Here is an 18,253-nt window from a genome sequence, read left to right as displayed (position 1 = left end):
AATATGGAAAATAAAACTTTAAAAATCGTCTTAACAGCTGCAATTAGCGTTAGTTTAATCGGCAATATCGCGTTGTTTTGGCAGCTGAAAGAGGAACAAGCGACAAATACAAATACCTATAAAATTGAAGAAGTGGCTAAAAACGCCTCTGAGAAGCTCAAAAAAAATTCCTCTTCAGCGCAGGCAAAGATCGACAAGTTAAATCAAACTATTAATGAGAAAAACCAAGAAATCGATCAGCTGAAGCAACAAGATGGCACAAAAGCAAAAGAAGAAGTAACTGAAGCACAAAGTAAGACGGCAGAAGAGTTCGGTAAATTGGCCATTGATAAATCATTAAGCAGAAATGAATTAACGGAAAAACTAAAAGATGTAGCAACCCAAGAAGTGATTGACAAATTAAGTCCTGCAGACGATGATCACCAACATGATGATTACGGAAGTTACTCCTTTACATTAGGTGACGTGCAAACTTACGCTCAAACAAGCAGTGTAAAAGAGGAACAAAATTTTGTCGTATTTGTTGATTATACAATCGGCAATCCTCAATTCAAAGATGTCAAACCGCAAAAAATAAAAGGTGGATTAACTGTCACTGAAAAACAAGTAGATGGTCAATGGAAAGTCACAGACTTTAGTTATTTCACTCGTTAGGAGGAAGAAAATGAGTAAGAAAAAAGGAGCAAGACAACGTTTCAAAAAACGAAAAAGTTATCTTAGATGGCTGGGAATCTTTATGATTCTCGGCTTTTTGATTCTTGCTAGTCCGATTTATACGCACAAGAAGGTAGACATACCAGATGAGGTAAGCACGAACGCATTCTTAAACACGAAGGAACTGACGATGGTTTCAAAAGAAAAAGGAGCAAATCAGCAATTAGTTTTTGAATTTGCGATCGACGATGAAGATCAAAGCTTATTAAAAGAACTGGCTAATCTTAATTATCGCGTAGAAGTAAAGACAGCTAAAGGGGATTATCAAGCAATAAAAGCCGAAGTGACCAAAGTTTCTGATGATTATTTTGCAGTGAAGCTATCGCATGTACCAGAAGAATATATTGCTATGCGATTAACCATTATTCCTGAAAAAATCGATCCAAAGGTGGATATGCAAGAACCGCAAGATCTGATTTTTTATATTCACGAAGATAAGGTCAAAGATCAAGTGAAAGACAAAGATTATGAACAACATGCGATCAATTACAAAGTGAAAGGATACAAGAAAGAACAAAAAGTAGCACAAAAACAAATTGAATCTTTCCAAGCAACCATAGATTTGAATGAAGAATTAGTGAAGAAACTAAAAGATCAGTTGCCTTATCAAGTCGCAGATGATCAGGAAAACACTGAAAATAAGATTAATGGTTACCAGCAAGAAATTGAAACATCGAAAACGCAAATGAAAGATCAAGAAGAGATCATTCAAAAACTTCAAGAAAAAATTGATCGTATTACAAAAGAAAATATTTAGTAGAACAGGTGGAGTGAAAGAAATGAAGCGAGCGAACTTGGTCGGCAAAGATATTTTCGCTGAGCAGAAAGTATTGATTAAAGCCTATCTCAAAGTTGTAAAAGTCAAAGATGTATGTCAAGAAGTGAATTTATCTAACACGACAATATCTGAACTGAAGAATGGTAGAAAGAATTTAGACACATTAAAATTGAGATCTTTTGAATCTCTATATATAGCTGCTAAAAAATATTTTACAGCTGATAATAAATAAAAAATCAAGGTGGGTTCTATGTGAAAAAAAGTATCAAAAGTTTTTATGGATTAGCTATATCGCCCTATTTATCGTTGGGTTTCTCGTCAGTGTGTCCGTGATCGTCGGAACGCTTTTTCTTTTGTTCTCTGACGAAGATCTGTTACTTAAGGGGTTAATGAGTACGTTATCGTGTGTTATGTTACTTTACCTATGCATACAGCTCAACGAAATTATGCCCCCTCATTGGCAAGAAAAGAAGAAAGAATTTAAGGAAGAAATCGAAATAAAATCCAATGACTGGATCGAACATACGTGGCTTCCTCTGAAAAGAAATAGCAAACGAAAGGAATTTTGGGCATTGCAATTATGGCCAATAGGAAAACTTTTTAGTTATATGGCTTCACTTATGGTTACTTTAATCGGCTATTTGGTGGTGGTCTATGGGGTGGCCTATTACTTGTTAAGTGAGCCAAAACAGATCGCGGCGTCAAATATTTTCACGGCAGAAATGACAATAATGTGTGTCATGTGCTTTTCTATTTTTAGTTACTTACTCGTCCAATTTGTCAGGCAAAATTTAACAATGAGTAAACTTTTCAAAAGTTTATTGGACTTACTTATCTTAGGCAGTATGTTAACGACTCTAACAGATCGGTTCGAACAATCTGGAAGAACGGTAGAGGGGATAAAGAACTTCTTAACGACGATTGATCAATTTATAAATGGATATATGTATTTGTTTGAAGTAAGCTTTATTCTCGCTTTGTTTGGTTGTGTATTTATAAAACTCATTAAAAGATCAATCGAAAAAGAAATGGTTATTGATCTGATTCCGACGCTGAGCGGCTATGAGTATTACGTTGATTTTGGAAAGTATGAGGAGTTGATCCATACGGATATCGTTCACACGAGTATCCATGAAGTAACCGTTAAGGGCATCAGATCTACTTTAAAAGATGGACAGGAGACGAAAACAATCGACCGAAGAAAAGAGGTCTACAATTTTTATAAAGTTGAAGCAAGTCTACGATATGGCATTGGGAAATTGTGGTTAGATGGGAGTAATATTCAACAAAACAAACCATATGTTTTAGGAAAAGTGGTGATTTAGAACTTCCTATGAAAGATGAATAAATAAGGAGAATCCTTTGAAAATGATTCTTCTTTACAGAATTGTGCTTATAGTTGGCACGGAATTAAAAATCTTAAAGAAGGAGCATTTATTCAAAGTGAAAGAAAATCAGGATCAATTACTATGTAGTAAAGCGGGTATGGTGAACATTGAATACCGAACAGAATATTTAGAATTAATGGATCAAACTGATTTTTTGTCGATTCGAGAGCAACAAGAGCAAGAAAAATTAATGGCTACTTATAGCCAATTGATTGATGAATGGGAACAATTCAAGGAATCTAAAACATAAAATTCCATTTAAACACCTTATTTTTTAAAGAGCATAAGGAAACGTGGGAACACTTTTTAAAAAAAGTGTTCCAATAGGCTGTGCCTATTACGTTTCTCAAAAATAAATGTGGGAACAAAATATTTAAAAATAGGATAGTGAAAGGATAGTGAAGGATAGTAAAAGGAGGGTAGTAGGATAGCAAAAAGGATAGGCTCCTTTTCGCTATCCTTTTTAAATTGGAGGAATTAATATGGAAGTAAGAATAAGAAATGTGGATGAGAAAATCGTAAGAGAAATTGATCGAAGATGTGACGAACTAAGTAACCGTACGGGTCATAAATGGAGTCGTAACGATTATTTAAAATTACTAATAGAAAATGATTTTGATCGTCCTTTGATGGAATATAAAAAAGAAAAGTTTGATCAGTTATTAGAAAAGTTTTCAGAAATTCAAAGCTATAACACAAAGATATTAGAAGAATATGTTAGCCAAAACAATCGTATTTTAGAAATCTTGATCGAGCAAAATAGAGGAAGTGAACTTTGATATGGCAAAGGTTATAGACAAACACATTTACTTTCACCAAACACATATCGATGTGTTGGATGAGATTATTTCTACTCATGCAGAAGTTAAAAACTATAGTGAAGCCGTTCGGTTTCTATGTATGAATTATGATCCAGAAATGGAGAAAAAAGTAAATTCCAATCAAGCAAAGTTGAATGGAATGAGTAAAGAAATTTCTATTTTAACCGAAATGGTTTCAGAGTTTGCAGATCTTCATTTGAAAGATACAGGAATACTAATTGGTACAAATTCAACAGTTTACCAAGAAGCAAAAGAACGTGTGGAAGGAAAAATTAAATCTAATCAAACCAAAAAATATTCCCCTCAGTTGAAGAAACCTGTGAATGAATCTGTTCATGCCAGAGTAGATACATTTGATCCAACGAAGATTCTAAAAAGATAAAAAGTAGAAGGGGAACGTGATGAATAAATCGCCTGCAGTCATTCTTACTTGTCAATTTACCTTGCCCAATAAAAAATCTTTTTCAACATACATTGATTATATGACAAGAGAAAAAGCGCTGGAAGAAATGGAACGACGTACGCCTGAAGAAGAACAGGAACTGCAACGAATCAAGAATGCTTTAGAGGATTTTTATATTCCTGAAGGAGAAACTTTTTCGGAGAGTAAGACGGATAAAGAATTCAGTGAAACGTCGAATGAAGCTCAATCTTTGATGGGGAATGGGATCAATTTTGACAAGTTAGAGGAACAAGATTTTACCAAATATCTTTCTTATATGACCCGTCACTATGCGTTAGAACAAAAGAAAGAACTTACGCAAAGTGAACAAAAAGAATACCAACGCTTGAACCAAGCAATAAAAAAATATCAAACAGAGCCACACAAAAAAGCTTTAGGAAATCTTCCTGGAGTTTTTTCTATGGCTTCAGACGAAGTGAAAGGAAGTGATCTGAAGGAGATTAAGCAAATCTTCCAAAGAGGACAACAAAAAGGCTCAATCATTTATCAAGATGTTGTCTCTCATGATAATTCTTATCTTGAAAAAATAGGATTGTACGATACCAAAACAGATACTTTAGATGAAGAAGGGTTAAAAGCAGCTGGAAGAAAAATGATGGAGACATTATTCGAGAAAGAGCAACTGAATGAAACAGGCTACTGGATGGCAACGATTCACCGCAATACTAAACATATCCATATTCATTTTGCAGTTGTTGAAAAAGAAAATACGCGTAAACCTTACACTGAGGTTGAAAATGGTGTGAGTTATATCGTACCGAAAGGTAAGAGAAGACAAGCAACATTAGACGCAATGAAGACCAATTATGTACATGAGTTAGAACGTTTTTCTTATGAAAAGGATCGAATAATTGGTATGGAGAAACGAAATTTATTGACACGAAAAAGTGATTTGCGTAACAGCTTAACAAAAGTGGTAAAAGAGCCAGTACGTTATGATCGACACGCAATGAACTTATTAAATGAAGTATATAGAACCTTACCTGAAAAACGTTCGGAATGGAATTATGGGGATGAAAATCGAACTAAACTTTCACCATACACAAGAGAGAAACTCGACGAGTTAACCCAATATGTGTTAACAAAAGAACCTGAATATCAAGAATATATACAGATTTCAAAAGCATTGAAAGAAGAAGCAGAAAGTCTTTATGGGGAAAGCAAGAGAGAATCAAAGGATGCAGAGAAAAATGCTCTCTTTGATTTAAAAAAGCGCACAGGAAATGCCATCCTAACAGAGCTGAAGAGACAGGATAGTCAAATAAAACCATTAATAGAAAGTGTTGATCAGATGCAATCTATTTACAATGAACGATCCTTTCGAACGCTTAAACAATTGCCAACGAATGAATACAAATATAGTTACGAAGAATTCATGAAGCGCAGGAAACAATTCCAACAAAGAGTTGTCACGCAGCGGAGTTTACGTCAATTAAATCGAACGATTAATGCCCATGAAGAAAAATACCACGCAAGTAAAGCATACGAAGAGCAACAACGAAGAATTCAAATGGAACAAGAAAGACAGTAGGAGGAAGAGAAATGAAACGATATTTGAATCAATGGAAAGTCATAGAAGGATCACTAAAAAAAGAACGAATCGAACAACTTCCCGATTGTTTGGAAAAAGAGCATTTGTTCCAGATAAGAGAAATGTTGAGAAACGAACAGTTTGATCCAAATCAATTTTTAGTCGTTGAGTACCCAGCTACTGGTGTGTATTGTTGTAATCATGTGAATGGTGAAAAATATTTTATCATTCAAGAATATGAGGGCAAGTTAGCACCTTATTATACTACTTGGGAAATGAATGAAGAGGGAATCAATAACTTTCCATGTAAAAGCATTGAAGAGTCCATTTCACTCACAGAGTGTTAGTTGTTAAGTGAATAAAAGAAGTAAAAGAGTCCTGAACGTGATTGTCCAGGACTCTTTTTTTCAATGAATTGTTTTCCGCCAATTTATTGAGTGGTGCGATTTCCGACTACATTATATCAAAAGAAAGGAGGAAGAAGAAATGGCTTATTCAACTATTGGAGTTGTTGTTGAAAAAAGCAGAGACAATCTCGTTTTTGTGACAGAAATTCAAACAGGCAGATCTTTTGTCGTCACAGACAAAGCGGCAAAAGCTTATCAAAGTGGCGATATTTTAACGTTAAATCTGACTACGAAGACGTTCGTCGATGCGACAGAAGATTATCCATTTGTTTAGGAGGAAACGGACATGGCAGAAGAAAAAGAACCACTAGACAATAGTCGTTTGGGAAAATCAAAAAGAAAATTAGTACGATTGCAAAATGAATTAAACGAACAAATTGAAAAGATGTTTGAACACCAGAGAAAGACCAACGGTCAACCAATGAACGATAAGAGAAATGGGCATTCTTGGTTTAGGCAACAAGAGCGAATCGAAAATAAAGTGCATAGTCTGAGAGAAGAGATCAAGCAACAAGAAAAACAAGTAGAAAAACTTGAAAGACAAGAAGAGATAAAGGAAATGGGCTATAACAAGTACGGCGGACTGGATATGACGATCGAGAATATTCCAAGAATCAAAGAAGAAATCGAACGCTTTGAAAAAGGTGAATCGACTTTTTCAGCCGCTACGATCCGAAAATACCAACGGAAATTGGAAACATTAGAACAGCTGAAAGAAAGATCGGAAAAAGGAAAAGAAAACCTTCTTCCTGAAGTACAAGCAATCATTGACAGCGGACGAGTGACGCAATGGAAAAAAAATCCGACCATTTATTTTCTGAAAGGCTATCGAAAAGTCGCTTTAGAACTGAATGAAAACGGGGAATTTGAGGAATCTAAAAAATACCAAGCCACGTCGGAAGAGGAAAAAGCAGCTGTTCGTGAATTACTTGAAGAGGCTGTACCAACTGATTCTTTGAAGGAGAAAGAAAACGATCATTTTTATCGAGTAGAATTCAACGAAAATGATCCAGAAAAAGGATTGAAAAGTTATGGTGGGGAGATCGTAACATTCGAATTGATCGATCAACTCAAAACGTTGGATAACCAATACGCCGCAGAAGCAGGTTATTATAAATTCTATTTTGAAGAAGTGAAGAACGGAGAAGTAGTCGATCAGATCCGAATGGATCTAGGGGATGGCGTCAACAGTAATCAACCCATCTATTTAGAGTTAGCAAAATTGTGCGAACAAGTACCTGAGAAGGAACAAAAACAATCGGTCAAAAATGAACCTGTTTCGAAAGAACAAATGCAGTCGAAAGAAACAAAAACAAAACAAAAGGGCTATCAAAAACGAACGGCAGAAGAGATTAAACAAGAAGTTAAATCCCTTTCGCAACAGGCACTGGATGCGGTGAAAAAGCATACTCATTCTCCTGAAGACGTCAAAGAACTTTTGAACTTTATGTCTCGTTTTCCAGAACGATCCTTTAGAAATCAATTATTGATTGAGGAACAATTTCCAGGTGCAACAACTTGTTTAGGTCGTGCCGCGTTGAAAAAAGAAGGAATCTATATCAAAAAAGGGGAACAAGGGAACAAGATCTTTGTCAGAAAAACGGTCAAAGGATTTTATGAGAAAGGACGTGGCTTTGTTCGAGAAATAGAAGCTACACCAGAAGATAAAAAACGAATCGAAAGTGGTCAAATCGAAGTGATCAAAAAAACTTGCTACACGATTGAAAAAGTGTTTGATATCACACAAACACAGTTAAAACCTGAAGACTATCCGAAAATCTTTCCGAACCGTGTCTTTGATTTTCAATTGGATAAAAAAGGACAGTCAGAACTTCAAGCTGGGATTCAAGCGGTAGCCAACAATATTGGAATACAAATTCGAGATATGACAGAAACTGAAGTCTATCAAAGAGAATTAGGACAAGCACGTGGGGCGTATGTTCGTAACGAATTTACTGGCGAAGAAGAAATCGTCATGAATACTCGAAATACTCCTACGCAGCATTTAGCTACAAGTATTCATGAATTAGCCCATGCAAGAATGCACAAATTTTCAGAATTAGATACCGCAACTAAAGAATTGCAGGCAGAAATGACTTCTTATATTGTGTGCAAACATTTTGGAATGGACACGTCGGAGAAAGCTATTCCTTATATTGCAGCATGGACGAAGAATGGTCAAACTTTGGATGATAAGGAAGCTGCGGAACGTGGGAAAATCATGAATGATGTCAGCCGTGTCGCAAATGAATTCATTCAAACCATTTCTAATGAAATCAATCAATACAGAGAAAGAGAACCAGAGATCCAACCAGCAGAAGTGAAGCAGGAGCATAAAAATACTGTAGAAACGGCAGAACAAAAGAATATTGTTCCTGTTGGTTCACTTTGGATCGACAAGAAAGACGGGAAAGTAATGGAAGAAGATACGGGTCGAACGTTACATTTGAAGGATGCGGCGTTTATTGAAGATCCGCAGCATAATCAAGTAATTTTAAAAGGAAAAAGTTATGGAAAAGAGATCCAAACGGCGTTACCTTCAGAAGAATTTGCGCTAGGAAATCCATTCCGATTTTCACTTGAGACAGTGTCAGAAGTGGCAAAACGAAAAAATGAAATCTATTATGAACAACAATTGTCACAAAAAGAACGTGTATAAAACAAGTAAAAAAGACTATCTGAAAAACGGATAGTCTTTTTTCTTTTGGGAGGTTTTAAAATGACCGAGAAAAGAATGAGTCTTATTGATCGATGTAAACAGATCGATATAGTGGATTTTGCTCGAAACAATGGAATGGCTGTAGTCAATAAAGGACGAGACTATCGCTTAGAAGACCATGATTCATTTGTTTTTGATCGAAGAAAACAACGTTTTTATTGGAACAGTCAAAATATTAGTGGCGACATTATTGAATTAGCTAAACTTTTTTTCATAGACAAAGAGATCCAAGACCCTAAGCAACAATTTAAAGCAGCCACTGATTTTATTCTAAAGAATGAAGACAAAACAGAACGAGTGGAAAATCTTCATTTTGAGACAGAAAAGTACAAAGATCACCCCGTTGATTATCAACCACTCACAGAAAAAGGAAGGAATTATCTGAAGGAAGAACGAAAACTACCAGAGTGGCTGATTGATTATACAGAAAAAGAAGGGTTGATTGCTGAACTAAAGCCGAAACATGAACGGCAAAATTTTTTAGTTGGAGACGACCGTTTAGATCATGCGGTTGCTTTTTTATGGAAAGATCCACAGACAGGAGAGACAGTAGGGGCAAGTTATCAAGGAACGATCGTCGATTTTAATCGTTTCGGTAAACGGGGAACGTATAAACACATTGACAAGAATCCTACGCCAAATCACGGATTTAATTTAAAAATAGGCGATCCGAAGCATTTAAAATTCTTTGAAAGTAGTATTGATCTGTTAAGTTACGCTGCATTGAATCGGGAGAAACTACAAGATGCCTGGTTAGTTTCGATGGACGGGTTAAAACATCATGTAATCAGTCATTACGTTGAAGAGTCGATTTCTGAATTAAGTCGAAAACAAACATTTCCTCAATCAATTGAAGTATGTGTGGACAATGATCGTGCAGGACATATTTTTTATGAAAAAGAACAGATGAAGGGAATCGTTGATCCTTTTACCAATAAGAAAATCCGTTGTGAGCGAGGAATTCCAAATGATTGGCAAGTACCTAAAGAATACAAAGCTACTTATGAAGCAGTCGCAAAAGAAATGAGTGTTGAACCTGAAGCAATTATGGCCATACACAAAACTGAAACTAATTTACAGCTGACAAATCAATTGGTGTCTGCTCATGATGTTCAATCTACGTTTGGAAAGATGTTGGCGAAGGGCGAACCAGTAGAAACAATTGATTTGAAAGAAGCATGTACCACGGTCGCGAAGGAACTGAAAGTATGTGAACGCGCAGATGGAACATACAACTTTGATCGTTTTTATAGTAGAAAAGCCAACATAAAAGACGTTAATGCAGGAATCCTTCTTTCCTATAAAGCAGAACAATACTACAAAGGCTATAAAAAGCATGAACATGAATTTGTACCTGAAGTGAAAAAGGATTGGAATGATCAATTGAAGCATGAGATCCAGCAACAAGAAATCAGAAAGCAAAAACGTGCGATGTTGTTTCAACAAGGCAGACAACAAGAAAGGGAGTGAAGTCTTCACTATGAAAACCGTCATTTTAGCAGAAAAACCGTCACAAGCGAAGGCTTATGCCGATAGCTTTTCTAAAGCTACCCGAAAAGATGGGTATTTTGAGATCCAAGATCGATTGTTTACAGGAGAAACTGTGATCACGTATGGTTTTGGTCATTTAGTCGAGTTAGATTCGCCCGATATGTACGATGAAAAATGGAAACAATGGGCATTAGAAGATTTGCCTATTTTCCCCAATCAATACCACTATCATGTTCCTAAAGATAAGAAAAAGCAGTTTAGTGTCGTCAAACGACAGCTGCAGTCAGCTGATACGATTGTGATCGCGACTGATAGCGATCGTGAAGGGGAGCTGATTGCCTGGTCAATCATTCAACAAGCAGGCGCCAATCAAGGAAAAACCTTTAAAAGACTTTGGATCAACTCCTTAGAAAAAGAAGCCATTTATCAGGGATTCCAACAGTTACGAGACGCAGAAGAGACCTATCCAAAATTTGAAGAAGCACAAGCACGTCAGATCGCCGATTGGTTAATTGGGATGAACGGTAGCCCACTGTATAGTTTACTCTTGCAGCAAAAAGGCATACCAGGAAGTTTTTCTTTAGGTAGAGTCCAAACCCCAACACTCTATATGATTTATCAATTGCAGGAAAAGATTAGAAACTTCCAAAAAGAACCATATTTTGAAGGAAAAGCCCAAGTAATCGCTCAAAATGGCGCATTTGATGCGAAGCTTGATCCAAATGAAACCCAAGCGACACAAGAAGCATTTGAAGCCTATTTAAAAGAAAAAGGTGTTCAATTAGGAAAACAGCCAGGTACGATCCTTCAAGTCGAAACAGAGAAAAAAAGTGCGGCTAGCCCACGTCTTTTTTCTTTATCGAGCCTTCAGTCTAAAATGAATCAACTCATGAAAGCTAGTACCAAAGATACTTTGGAAGCCATGCAAGGGTTGTATGAAGGAAAATATCTAAGCTATCCGCGAACGGATACCCCTTATATTACGGAAGGGGAATATGCGTATCTGTTGGATCACTTAGACGAATACAAGCATTTTTTAAAAGCCGAAGCGATTCCGACTCCTATTCATACACCGAATAGTCGGTATGTGAATAATAAGAAAGTCCAGGAACATTACGCGATCATTCCTACAAAAACGGTTATGACAGCAGCGGCTTTTGAACAACTAAGTCCACTGCAGCAGGCTATTTATGAACAAGTGTTAAAAACAACGGTGGCCATGTTTGCGGAAAAGTATACCTATGAAGAAACAACGATCTTGACGCAAGTTCAGCAGCTTCAGTTAAAGGCAATCGGAAAGGTGCCGCTAGATCTAGGTTGGAAGAAGTTATTTGGAAAAGAGAGCGACGGAAAAGAGAAGGAAGAAGAGCCGCTACTTCCTAAAGTGACAAAAGGAGAAATGGTGACGGTGGATCTACAAGTTCTTGAAAAAGAAACCAAGCCACCACAACCTTATACCGAAGGTACGTTGATCACTGCAATGAAAACAGCTGGGAAAACTGTGGATAGTGAAGAAGCGCAATCCATATTGAAAGAAGTGGAAGGAATCGGTACAGAAGCGACACGGGCGAATATTATTGAAACCTTGAAACAAAAGGAATATATCAAGGTAGAGAAAAATAAGCTCGTGGTGACGAATAAAGGGATTTTGCTTTGCCAAGCCGTGGAAAAAGAGCCGCTGCTTACGAGCGCCGAAATGACCGCCAAATGGGAAAGCTACTTGTTAAAGATCGGTGAACGAAAAGGAACACAAACCACTTTTCTAGCCAATATCCAAAAATTTGTCTCTCACTTATTGGAAGTCGTACCAGGGCAAATCCAATCCACTAATTTTGGATCGACGTTACAAGAAGTGAAAGCAGCCAGTGAAAAGCAAGAAGCCGCGCGTCATTTAGGAATTTGTCCAAAATGCCAGGAACAAGAAGTCTTACTCTATCAAAAGGTGGCAGCTTGTACGTCTGAAGCCTGTGATTTTAAATTATGGACAACGATTGCCAAAAAGAAACTCACAGCGACACAGCTGAAGGAGATCATTCAAAATAGCCGAACAAGCCAACCAGTGAAAGGGTTAAAAGGTCAGAAGGGTTCATTTGAAGCAACGATTGTTTTAAAAGAAGACTTCACTACAGGCTTTGAATTTTCTGAAAAGAAAAAAACGAACTTCAAGAAAAGAACACGCCGCACTGCAAAATAATGGAGGGTTAATCTTATGCGTAATACCACACACAAACAACAAGAAATCGAAAATCAAAAAGCCAAAATTCGTTCAGAACAGGAAAAAATGCGTGCCAGCAAACGAAGACTGCAGCAATTGAAGAACCAGCAGAGGATTCAAAAAGAAATCGAATTAGATCGATAAAATCTTCCTAACTATTGTATACGTATAAACTTATGTTATACTGTTTTTATAAGTTTATACGTATACAAAGGAGGGAGAAAATGACAAAAGCAATGGTATACAAGCTGCTAGAAGAATTTAATGGAACTTTGGCTTTGAAGGATGCCAAAAAAGCGGGCATTTCTCCTGTAACGATCAAACGTATGGTAGATCGAGGGGAGCTGGATCGAGAGTATCCAGGTTTTTTCACCTTACCTGGTCAATTTCCTGATGAATTGTTTATGGCGCAAAAAAAATATGAACGCGGCATTATTTCACATATTACCGCGTTAGATTTGTATGATTTAACAGATATGATCCCTAGACAGATCGATCTGACTGTACCTTACGGTTATCACGTTTCTGAAAAAGGATTGAAGGAATTCGCAGTTGAGCTACACTATACAAAAGCGGAATGGTATGAATTAGGTAAGATTGAAATAAAAAGTCGCTATGGGAATCCTATTATAGCTTATGATCCAGAAAGAACTTTATGTGACATTTGGAATCCCTGGTATACCGTTGAGGATGAAATCAAAGTAAAAGCAATCAAAAACTATATGGAGTCGGACAGAAAAAATCTTAGAAAATTGAATGAGTATCGACGAATTTTACCAACAGACAAAACGATGCGTTCTTATATTATGGCTTTAAATTAAAGGAGAAGATACATGACACCTACGCAGTTAAAAGCAAAAGTGAAGAATATTTCTAGAGAAAAAGAAGTTGATCCGCAGCTTGTTTTAAGACATTTTATGATGGAAAAATTCTTGGAAAAAATCTCAAAGTCTCCTTATCGTGAAAATTTTGTGTTAAAAGGCGGCTTCTTGATTGGCTCAAAGTATGGCATTGAAAATCGCACAACCAAAGATATTGATACGACTTTACGGGAAATGAAAGTAACCAAAGAAACATTAACAACGGTTCTAAACGAAATTTTTTCAACGCCGACGAAAGAAGGCATTCAATTTGAGATTCAAGGAATGAAAGAAACGAGAGAAGCCGATTACTATCCAGGATTTAGCTTACGTGTGCTGGCACATTTGGAAAACATGCGGCCAGATTTTAAGGTAGATGTGACTACAGGTGACTCGATCTATCCTGCAACGATCACTCACAGTCATAAATTGATGTTTGAGGATCGAACGATTCCTTTGGAATCCTATCCTACAGAACAAATTATTGCTGAAAAATTAAGTGCAACCTTTGATTTTTTAACAGATAATTCGAGAGGAAAAGATTTTTATGATCTCTATACTATTCCTAAAATGGAGAAGATCGATGATAAGACCTTGAAAGATAGTGTGAGAAATACATTTACACGTCGAGGAAAAACTGATCCGTTAAAGATATACTATGAAAAGGATATGGATGTACTGAAAAATAGTCACGAGCTAAAAGATACATGGAAGAAATATCAAAAAAGCAATCCTTATGCTGCATCGATCACGTACGATGAGACAATGGATTCGATTAGTAATTTGATGGAAAAAGTGATTCACGTCGAAGAAAAAGAGCGAAAACTAGCTTATCAAAGACACCAACAGATGAATAGAGAAATGGAGAGATAAAGATGATTAATAATGTGACATTAGTAGGACGCTTAACCAAAGATCCTGATTTACGTTATACCGCAAGTGGTACTGCAGTAGCGACTTTTACCCTAGCCGTCAACCGAAATTTCACGAATCAAAACGGCAATCGAGAAGCCGATTTTATTAACTGCGTGATTTGGCGCAAACCAGCAGAAACAATGGCGACATTAGCTAAAAAAGGTAGCTTGATTGGTGTAGTTGGGCGGATTCAAACGCGGACTTACGACAACCAGCAAGGACAACGTGTATATGTGACTGAAGTTGTAGCAGATAACTTTCAACTATTAGAAAGTAAAGCAGCGACAGAGAGCCGTGCGCACGCTGATCAATCGTCCACCAGTCCAAGCACCGCCACCTTTGAACAACGGGGATACAGCGACGCCTAACAACAATGGATTGAACGCTTCACAGAATCCATTTGGTGGACAATCAATCGATATTAGCGATGATGATCTACCGTTTTAGTTTGAGAAAGAAGGAGTAAGCATGGCAAAAAAAATTAGTCTGACGATGGATCTATTGATACCCGTAATTGCATTTATAGACGGGATTTCTTTGGGCGTCACTGAAAATCCTTTGGTAAATAGAATTGCGAAAGGATCACTAATTCTTGTATTCGTGTATCTTGTCTGTTCTTATCTTTTAAAAAGAGCAGGAAAGGATAATTCCTTTTGGCGATTGACTAAAGTCACAGTAGCAGCGACAGCTGTTATACTTACGGCTATTCTACCGCTTTATATGTAGAGTTAACGGGAAATCGTTGAACTTCTTGCGAAATATTGCTATAATGAACATGAAAAAGAGGAGTTGCGCTAACAACCCCTCATTAACAGCACCGATTAAAGAACGGTGGCAGAATATTAGTTATTTGGAAATAACCGCTGACCTGCTAAAGTAGACGGTTATTTCTTTTTGTCATTTTTAAGCATATTTACAATCAAACTAATCAAAGCAATGGTAAACATACCAAAACCAAGAATGGTTTGAATTGTCTCATATGCGGACAAAAGGCTTACTCCTTTCATAGATTTTAGCACTTACATTCATAAGCACCACCACCTTTCCAGAAGTCGCCACCGTCTTCAAACTTTACTGTCTTGACTATTATAGCATATCTAAAATCGAATAAAAATTCTCAATTTTAACTGTTTTTGCTATAATTTTAGCGAGGTGATCGTTATGAACAAATATGTTGGTTTGCTTGATAAAATCCGAGTAATAAAAACACAACCATTATTGGTTCGCTTTACTTTACAAACAATTCATGAATCGATTAATTGTGTAGTTGCAGATATTGAAATTATCGATAAATTGTTAATTATGGATGATGGAAAATACAATATTGCCGTCACAGGTCATTTCAATAAACGGAATCAATTAGTCATTGAATCGATGCAAATTAGAAACCCTGATCATTTTACGCGATCAATGGGCATATAAATAAAAGAAGAGCTGCAATCCTAATGTAGGACTGCAGCTCTTTTTGTTTTACATAGAAACAGGAAGAAAGGGAAAGGCCTGTTTAGGAAGGCACAAGCGCCTTCTCAATTGAAAAACCTTTCTCTCACTCCAACCGCCACCGCCGTTCGAGAAGAAAGGAAGTGAACGTTGCACGTTCACTAAGATAAGGGGCCTTGCTTTGTAAGACAAAATAGGAAAAGCTTCCTCTCACCAAAAGGTTCGTTCCTGTTCGCTATCTCTTTATTGATTTGCCAGACCGGCAACAAGTTGCCTTTTATCACCAAAAAGCGACAAGGACAAGGGCGCGCAGCGTGCCATTTACCCTTGTCCTTGTCGCTTTTCGTTGATTCATTCTGGCCAACAAATCAATAAAGAAAGAACTAACGAAAGGAAGTAAAACCTTTCCTAAGAGGAGGCAGAATCAATCATGCGAAAGAAATTTGATTATTGGGGTGTTCCCTTCAGCGAATTATTCCCAAACTATCATGCACCACATACTGTCGAATGCGATTGTGGAGAAAGAGCGAAATGTATCAAAAGCTATTGTTTGTATCAATGTCCAACATGCGGGAAAAAATATACCTTGTCTTATGGCGATTATATTTTGATTGAGGAGAAAGGAAAGAAACGCTGATGAAAACACAACACAAATTATTGACTGTAAAAGAAGTCGTTCAAATTTTGGTGGACAAAGAAGTCATTTCTGAAAAAGTAGCAGAAGCTTTACTTATTCCGCGGTACTGGACGATAGAAACCCCTTTAGTAGAGGATGCACCGACTATGCTATTTGAAGACCTAGTGAAGATTGCAGGATGTGAACTGCATTATCAAGAAAACTTGGAAACTTATGAAAACGAATATTGGTTAACCAAATTAGAGAACTAAAAAGGAGAAAAAATATGGCTCAAAATTACTATGACGAATTTGTCAAATTACCTTTGGATAAAATGGCACAAAAAATGGAGGATATGACGTTCCTATACAACGAAACACGTGTTCCAAAAAAACATTATAAAGAAAAATTGTCGGTAGCTGTGGAAGAAATGATTGAATTAGGTGTCGAAATGAATCTTATTGCGACGTACTATCGAACACTGGAAGAACTGAAAAAGCAAAATGCAAAATGGTTTTTCCAAGCCTTACTATGCTTGGAAGTAGGTGTCAAACCAAGCACTATTAAACCTTCTGAATATCAAGCTTTAGAACTAACGTATGCGAAATTTGTCGAAACGAAAAAAGCCAAGACTGTTTCAAGTGAATGGTTAGATTATTTTGAAAATATCAATAAGTATGGCGCCTATTACACCATGAAAAAGGAGGACAACGAAAATGAATAAGGTGATTTATCAACTAACAACGGATTCCATATCAACGATTTGAAAGAAAAAAAGGTCAATAATCATTTATACCGAAAAGTGAGAATGTGTGAAATAAGGACAAAAAAAGCCTAGTAACTAAGGGAATGGTTCTTATTTCGCACCAACCGCCCCCGCCGCTTAGGTGGTGCGAAATAAACGGGCAAAGCCCGATAACTTAAGAGAAAGAAGGTGATCCATTTGAACAAGATTATTCCCTTATTGTTAGTACTGTTTGTTGGCGAAATACTGGATTTGAGTCAATATCTTGAACACATTTTAGTAGAGACGGTTAAGCCATTTTTTCTTTTGCTAATTCTTCAAATTCCTGTGGGGTTAGATAGTGAATCGAGCTATGGATTCGATTTCGGTTATAAAATCCTTCAATGTAGCTAAATAGCGCTCGATTTGCTTCTTCAAAATCTGAGTAGCTAGTCGTGTAGACTTCTTCTTTTTTCAATGAGGCATGGAAAGATTCGATTCCAGCATTATCATAAGGTGTTCCTTTTCTACTATAAGAATGCCTTATTTTGTTGGTTTTAAGCCATTGTTCCACTTCTCTTGCTGTGTATTGGCTGCCCAAGTCAGTGTGTAGAATCATTCCTTCTGGAATGTGATAATGTATTTTTGCTTTATTCAATGTTTGGATGACACAATCCACAGTCATTCGTTTTGAAAATGTATAACTAATAATTTTTTTCGTGTGTAAATCCATGATTGAAGATAAGTAACACCAACCATTTTTCTTAGTAGGAATGTACGTAATGTCAGCTGCCCATTTCTCACAGATCGTTTCAGTAGAAAAGTCCTGATTTAAGAGATTCTCTTTTGAAATGATCGGTTTATTAGACCTTTGAGGTCTATATTTTTTAACTACAATCGACCTTAAATTTAATTGTTTCATTAGCTTTTGGACATGTTTAAGAGATACTGAAATCCCTTCTTTTAATAAAACTTGATGGATCTTTGTGGCACCATAGCGTTGTTTATTCGTAAAAAAAATTGTTGAAATCTTCTTTTTCAACTTATTATTTCTGATTTCTGTAGCTGTCAACGGTTTATTCTTATAAAAATAATAGACACTTCTAGGGATTTCTAATAACCGACACAACAAAGAAACAGTGTAATCCTTACACCATTTTTCAATAAATGG

At 36.6% G+C, this 18,253-nt stretch carries 23 protein-coding genes and 1 pseudogene; 22 read left to right on the top strand and 2 right to left on the bottom strand.

What is annotated here, in order from left to right:
• Nucleotides 1-3 precede the first annotated feature (3 nt).
• The 18 genes and pseudogenes from ED2_RS05665 to ED2_RS05585 all read left to right on the top strand — a co-directional run bounded on the left by ED2_RS05665 (nucleotide 4) and on the right by ED2_RS05585 (nucleotide 15,028).
• Entirely contained in the window at nucleotides 4-654 is a 651-nt protein-coding gene (locus tag ED2_RS05665) for a hypothetical protein (protein ID WP_002297495.1), read from the top strand.
• Nucleotides 655-664: 10 nt separating this feature from the next.
• On the top strand, nucleotides 665-1,471 hold the full coding sequence (locus ED2_RS05660; protein WP_060789711.1) for a hypothetical protein: 807 nt from the start codon (nucleotides 665-667) through the stop codon (nucleotides 1,469-1,471).
• 22 nt (nucleotides 1,472-1,493) lie between these two features.
• Nucleotides 1,494-1,724 carry a hypothetical protein gene (locus ED2_RS05655; protein WP_002297493.1) on the top strand — a complete coding sequence of 77 codons (231 nt, stop codon included), beginning with the start codon at nucleotides 1,494-1,496 and terminating at the stop codon, nucleotides 1,722-1,724.
• A 157-nt stretch (nucleotides 1,725-1,881) separates the two neighbouring features.
• Nucleotides 1,882-2,817, top strand: coding sequence for a hypothetical protein (locus ED2_RS05650; protein WP_002297492.1), 936 nt, complete (start codon nucleotides 1,882-1,884; stop codon nucleotides 2,815-2,817).
• A gap of 43 nt (nucleotides 2,818-2,860) precedes the next feature.
• On the top strand, nucleotides 2,861-3,130 hold the full coding sequence (locus ED2_RS05645; RefSeq protein WP_002331351.1) for a hypothetical protein: 270 nt from the start codon (nucleotides 2,861-2,863) through the stop codon (nucleotides 3,128-3,130).
• A 232-nt stretch (nucleotides 3,131-3,362) separates the two neighbouring features.
• Complete coding sequence (locus ED2_RS05640) at nucleotides 3,363-3,659, top strand: hypothetical protein (protein ID WP_002299246.1); 297 nt, start codon at nucleotides 3,363-3,365, stop codon at nucleotides 3,657-3,659.
• Between the two features lies 1 nt (nucleotide 3,660).
• Complete coding sequence (locus ED2_RS05635) at nucleotides 3,661-4,083, top strand: hypothetical protein (protein ID WP_002299248.1); 423 nt, start codon at nucleotides 3,661-3,663, stop codon at nucleotides 4,081-4,083.
• 19 nt (nucleotides 4,084-4,102) lie between these two features.
• A complete protein-coding gene (gene mobP2 / locus ED2_RS05630) occupies nucleotides 4,103-5,695 on the top strand; it encodes a MobP2 family relaxase (protein ID WP_002334592.1) in 1,593 nt (530 codons plus the stop codon).
• Nucleotides 5,696-5,706: 11 nt separating this feature from the next.
• Complete coding sequence (locus ED2_RS05625) at nucleotides 5,707-6,042, top strand: hypothetical protein (protein ID WP_002295640.1); 336 nt, start codon at nucleotides 5,707-5,709, stop codon at nucleotides 6,040-6,042.
• Nucleotides 6,043-6,181: 139 nt separating this feature from the next.
• The gene (locus ED2_RS05620) at nucleotides 6,182-6,376 is read left to right on the top strand and encodes a hypothetical protein (protein ID WP_002295639.1); all 195 of its coding nucleotides are present in this window, start codon (nucleotides 6,182-6,184) and stop codon (nucleotides 6,374-6,376) included.
• A 12-nt stretch (nucleotides 6,377-6,388) separates the two neighbouring features.
• Nucleotides 6,389-8,761, top strand: a complete 2,373-nt coding sequence (locus ED2_RS05615) for an ArdC-like ssDNA-binding domain-containing protein (RefSeq protein WP_060789710.1) — start codon at nucleotides 6,389-6,391, stop codon at nucleotides 8,759-8,761.
• A gap of 60 nt (nucleotides 8,762-8,821) precedes the next feature.
• Nucleotides 8,822-10,291 (top strand): toprim domain-containing protein, encoded by a 1,470-nt coding sequence (locus tag ED2_RS05610; RefSeq protein WP_060789709.1) that lies wholly within the window; start codon nucleotides 8,822-8,824, stop codon nucleotides 10,289-10,291.
• Between the two features lie 10 nt (nucleotides 10,292-10,301).
• Nucleotides 10,302-12,506 carry a type IA DNA topoisomerase gene (locus ED2_RS05605; protein WP_060789708.1) on the top strand — a complete coding sequence of 735 codons (2,205 nt, stop codon included), beginning with the start codon at nucleotides 10,302-10,304 and terminating at the stop codon, nucleotides 12,504-12,506.
• Between the two features lie 15 nt (nucleotides 12,507-12,521).
• Nucleotides 12,522-12,671 carry a hypothetical protein gene (locus ED2_RS15640; protein ID WP_002295632.1) on the top strand — a complete coding sequence of 50 codons (150 nt, stop codon included), beginning with the start codon at nucleotides 12,522-12,524 and terminating at the stop codon, nucleotides 12,669-12,671.
• An 80-nt stretch (nucleotides 12,672-12,751) separates the two neighbouring features.
• On the top strand, nucleotides 12,752-13,348 hold the full coding sequence (locus ED2_RS05600; RefSeq protein WP_002299811.1) for a type IV toxin-antitoxin system AbiEi family antitoxin domain-containing protein: 597 nt from the start codon (nucleotides 12,752-12,754) through the stop codon (nucleotides 13,346-13,348).
• A gap of 12 nt (nucleotides 13,349-13,360) precedes the next feature.
• Entirely contained in the window at nucleotides 13,361-14,260 is a 900-nt protein-coding gene (locus ED2_RS05595; RefSeq protein ID WP_060789707.1) for a nucleotidyl transferase AbiEii/AbiGii toxin family protein, read from the top strand.
• Between the two features lie 2 nt (nucleotides 14,261-14,262).
• Nucleotides 14,263-14,749: pseudogene (gene ssb / locus ED2_RS05590) on the top strand (single-stranded DNA-binding protein).
• A 21-nt stretch (nucleotides 14,750-14,770) separates the two neighbouring features.
• Nucleotides 14,771-15,028 carry a hypothetical protein gene (locus tag ED2_RS05585; RefSeq protein WP_060789706.1) on the top strand — a complete coding sequence of 86 codons (258 nt, stop codon included), beginning with the start codon at nucleotides 14,771-14,773 and terminating at the stop codon, nucleotides 15,026-15,028.
• Nucleotides 15,029-15,186: 158 nt separating this feature from the next.
• Here the strand turns inward: ED2_RS05585 and ED2_RS14835 are convergent, their stop codons facing one another.
• A complete protein-coding gene (locus ED2_RS14835) occupies nucleotides 15,187-15,309 on the bottom strand; it encodes a putative holin-like toxin (RefSeq protein WP_002295624.1) in 123 nt (40 codons plus the stop codon).
• Nucleotides 15,310-15,463: 154 nt separating this feature from the next.
• On the opposite strand from ED2_RS14835, the gene ED2_RS05580 reads away from it, so the two are divergent.
• From ED2_RS05580 to ED2_RS05565, 4 genes are all read left to right on the top strand, one after another.
• Entirely contained in the window at nucleotides 15,464-15,724 is a 261-nt protein-coding gene (locus ED2_RS05580) for a hypothetical protein (protein WP_002295623.1), read from the top strand.
• 448 nt (nucleotides 15,725-16,172) lie between these two features.
• Nucleotides 16,173-16,379 (top strand): hypothetical protein, encoded by a 207-nt coding sequence (locus ED2_RS05575; protein WP_002330430.1) that lies wholly within the window; start codon nucleotides 16,173-16,175, stop codon nucleotides 16,377-16,379.
• Nucleotides 16,379-16,630 carry a hypothetical protein gene (locus tag ED2_RS05570; protein WP_002293542.1) on the top strand — a complete coding sequence of 84 codons (252 nt, stop codon included), beginning with the start codon at nucleotides 16,379-16,381 and terminating at the stop codon, nucleotides 16,628-16,630. The genes ED2_RS05575 and ED2_RS05570 overlap by 1 nt, the downstream gene beginning before the upstream one ends.
• 14 nt (nucleotides 16,631-16,644) lie before the next feature.
• Nucleotides 16,645-17,082 carry a hypothetical protein gene (locus ED2_RS05565; RefSeq protein WP_053109454.1) on the top strand — a complete coding sequence of 146 codons (438 nt, stop codon included), beginning with the start codon at nucleotides 16,645-16,647 and terminating at the stop codon, nucleotides 17,080-17,082.
• A gap of 310 nt (nucleotides 17,083-17,392) precedes the next feature.
• Here the strand turns inward: ED2_RS05565 and ED2_RS05560 are convergent.
• On the bottom strand, nucleotides 17,393-18,253 hold an 861-nt coding region (locus ED2_RS05560; protein ID WP_060789705.1), incomplete at its 5' end, for an IS3 family transposase.

This window comes from Enterococcus durans NBRC 100479 = LMG 10746 (genome assembly GCF_001544215.1).
GTDB classification, from domain to species: domain Bacteria; phylum Bacillota; class Bacilli; order Lactobacillales; family Enterococcaceae; genus Enterococcus_B; species Enterococcus_B durans.
The sequence above is the reverse complement of the archived record's forward strand: the minus strand, read 5'-3'. Positions and strand labels throughout refer to the sequence as shown.

Excerpts from the sequence above, each read along its gene's own strand:
- ED2_RS05665 (WP_002297495.1), top strand. The coding sequence starts at position 4 with ATGGAAAATAAAACTTTAAAAATCGTCTTAACAGCTGCAATTAGCGTT.
- ED2_RS05660 (WP_060789711.1), top strand. The coding sequence starts at position 665 with ATGAGTAAGAAAAAAGGAGCAAGACAACGTTTCAAAAAACGAAAAAGT.
- ED2_RS05655 (WP_002297493.1), top strand. The coding sequence starts at position 1,494 with ATGAAGCGAGCGAACTTGGTCGGCAAAGATATTTTCGCTGAGCAGAAA.
- ED2_RS05650 (WP_002297492.1), top strand. The coding sequence starts at position 1,882 with ATGAGTACGTTATCGTGTGTTATGTTACTTTACCTATGCATACAGCTC.
- ED2_RS05645 (WP_002331351.1), top strand. The coding sequence starts at position 2,861 with ATGATTCTTCTTTACAGAATTGTGCTTATAGTTGGCACGGAATTAAAA.
- ED2_RS05640 (WP_002299246.1), top strand. The coding sequence starts at position 3,363 with ATGGAAGTAAGAATAAGAAATGTGGATGAGAAAATCGTAAGAGAAATT.
- ED2_RS05635 (WP_002299248.1), top strand. The coding sequence starts at position 3,661 with ATGGCAAAGGTTATAGACAAACACATTTACTTTCACCAAACACATATC.
- mobP2 (WP_002334592.1), top strand. The coding sequence starts at position 4,103 with ATGAATAAATCGCCTGCAGTCATTCTTACTTGTCAATTTACCTTGCCC.
- ED2_RS05625 (WP_002295640.1), top strand. The coding sequence starts at position 5,707 with ATGAAACGATATTTGAATCAATGGAAAGTCATAGAAGGATCACTAAAA.
- ED2_RS05620 (WP_002295639.1), top strand. The coding sequence starts at position 6,182 with ATGGCTTATTCAACTATTGGAGTTGTTGTTGAAAAAAGCAGAGACAAT.
- ED2_RS05615 (WP_060789710.1), top strand. The coding sequence starts at position 6,389 with ATGGCAGAAGAAAAAGAACCACTAGACAATAGTCGTTTGGGAAAATCA.
- ED2_RS05610 (WP_060789709.1), top strand. The coding sequence starts at position 8,822 with ATGACCGAGAAAAGAATGAGTCTTATTGATCGATGTAAACAGATCGAT.
- ED2_RS05605 (WP_060789708.1), top strand. The coding sequence starts at position 10,302 with ATGAAAACCGTCATTTTAGCAGAAAAACCGTCACAAGCGAAGGCTTAT.
- ED2_RS15640 (WP_002295632.1), top strand. The coding sequence starts at position 12,522 with ATGCGTAATACCACACACAAACAACAAGAAATCGAAAATCAAAAAGCC.
- ED2_RS05600 (WP_002299811.1), top strand. The coding sequence starts at position 12,752 with ATGACAAAAGCAATGGTATACAAGCTGCTAGAAGAATTTAATGGAACT.
- ED2_RS05595 (WP_060789707.1), top strand. The coding sequence starts at position 13,361 with ATGACACCTACGCAGTTAAAAGCAAAAGTGAAGAATATTTCTAGAGAA.
- ED2_RS05585 (WP_060789706.1), top strand. The coding sequence starts at position 14,771 with ATGGCAAAAAAAATTAGTCTGACGATGGATCTATTGATACCCGTAATT.
- ED2_RS14835 (WP_002295624.1), bottom strand. The coding sequence starts at position 15,309 with ATGAAAGGAGTAAGCCTTTTGTCCGCATATGAGACAATTCAAACCATT.
- ED2_RS05580 (WP_002295623.1), top strand. The coding sequence starts at position 15,464 with ATGAACAAATATGTTGGTTTGCTTGATAAAATCCGAGTAATAAAAACA.
- ED2_RS05575 (WP_002330430.1), top strand. The coding sequence starts at position 16,173 with ATGCGAAAGAAATTTGATTATTGGGGTGTTCCCTTCAGCGAATTATTC.
- ED2_RS05570 (WP_002293542.1), top strand. The coding sequence starts at position 16,379 with ATGAAAACACAACACAAATTATTGACTGTAAAAGAAGTCGTTCAAATT.
- ED2_RS05565 (WP_053109454.1), top strand. The coding sequence starts at position 16,645 with ATGGCTCAAAATTACTATGACGAATTTGTCAAATTACCTTTGGATAAA.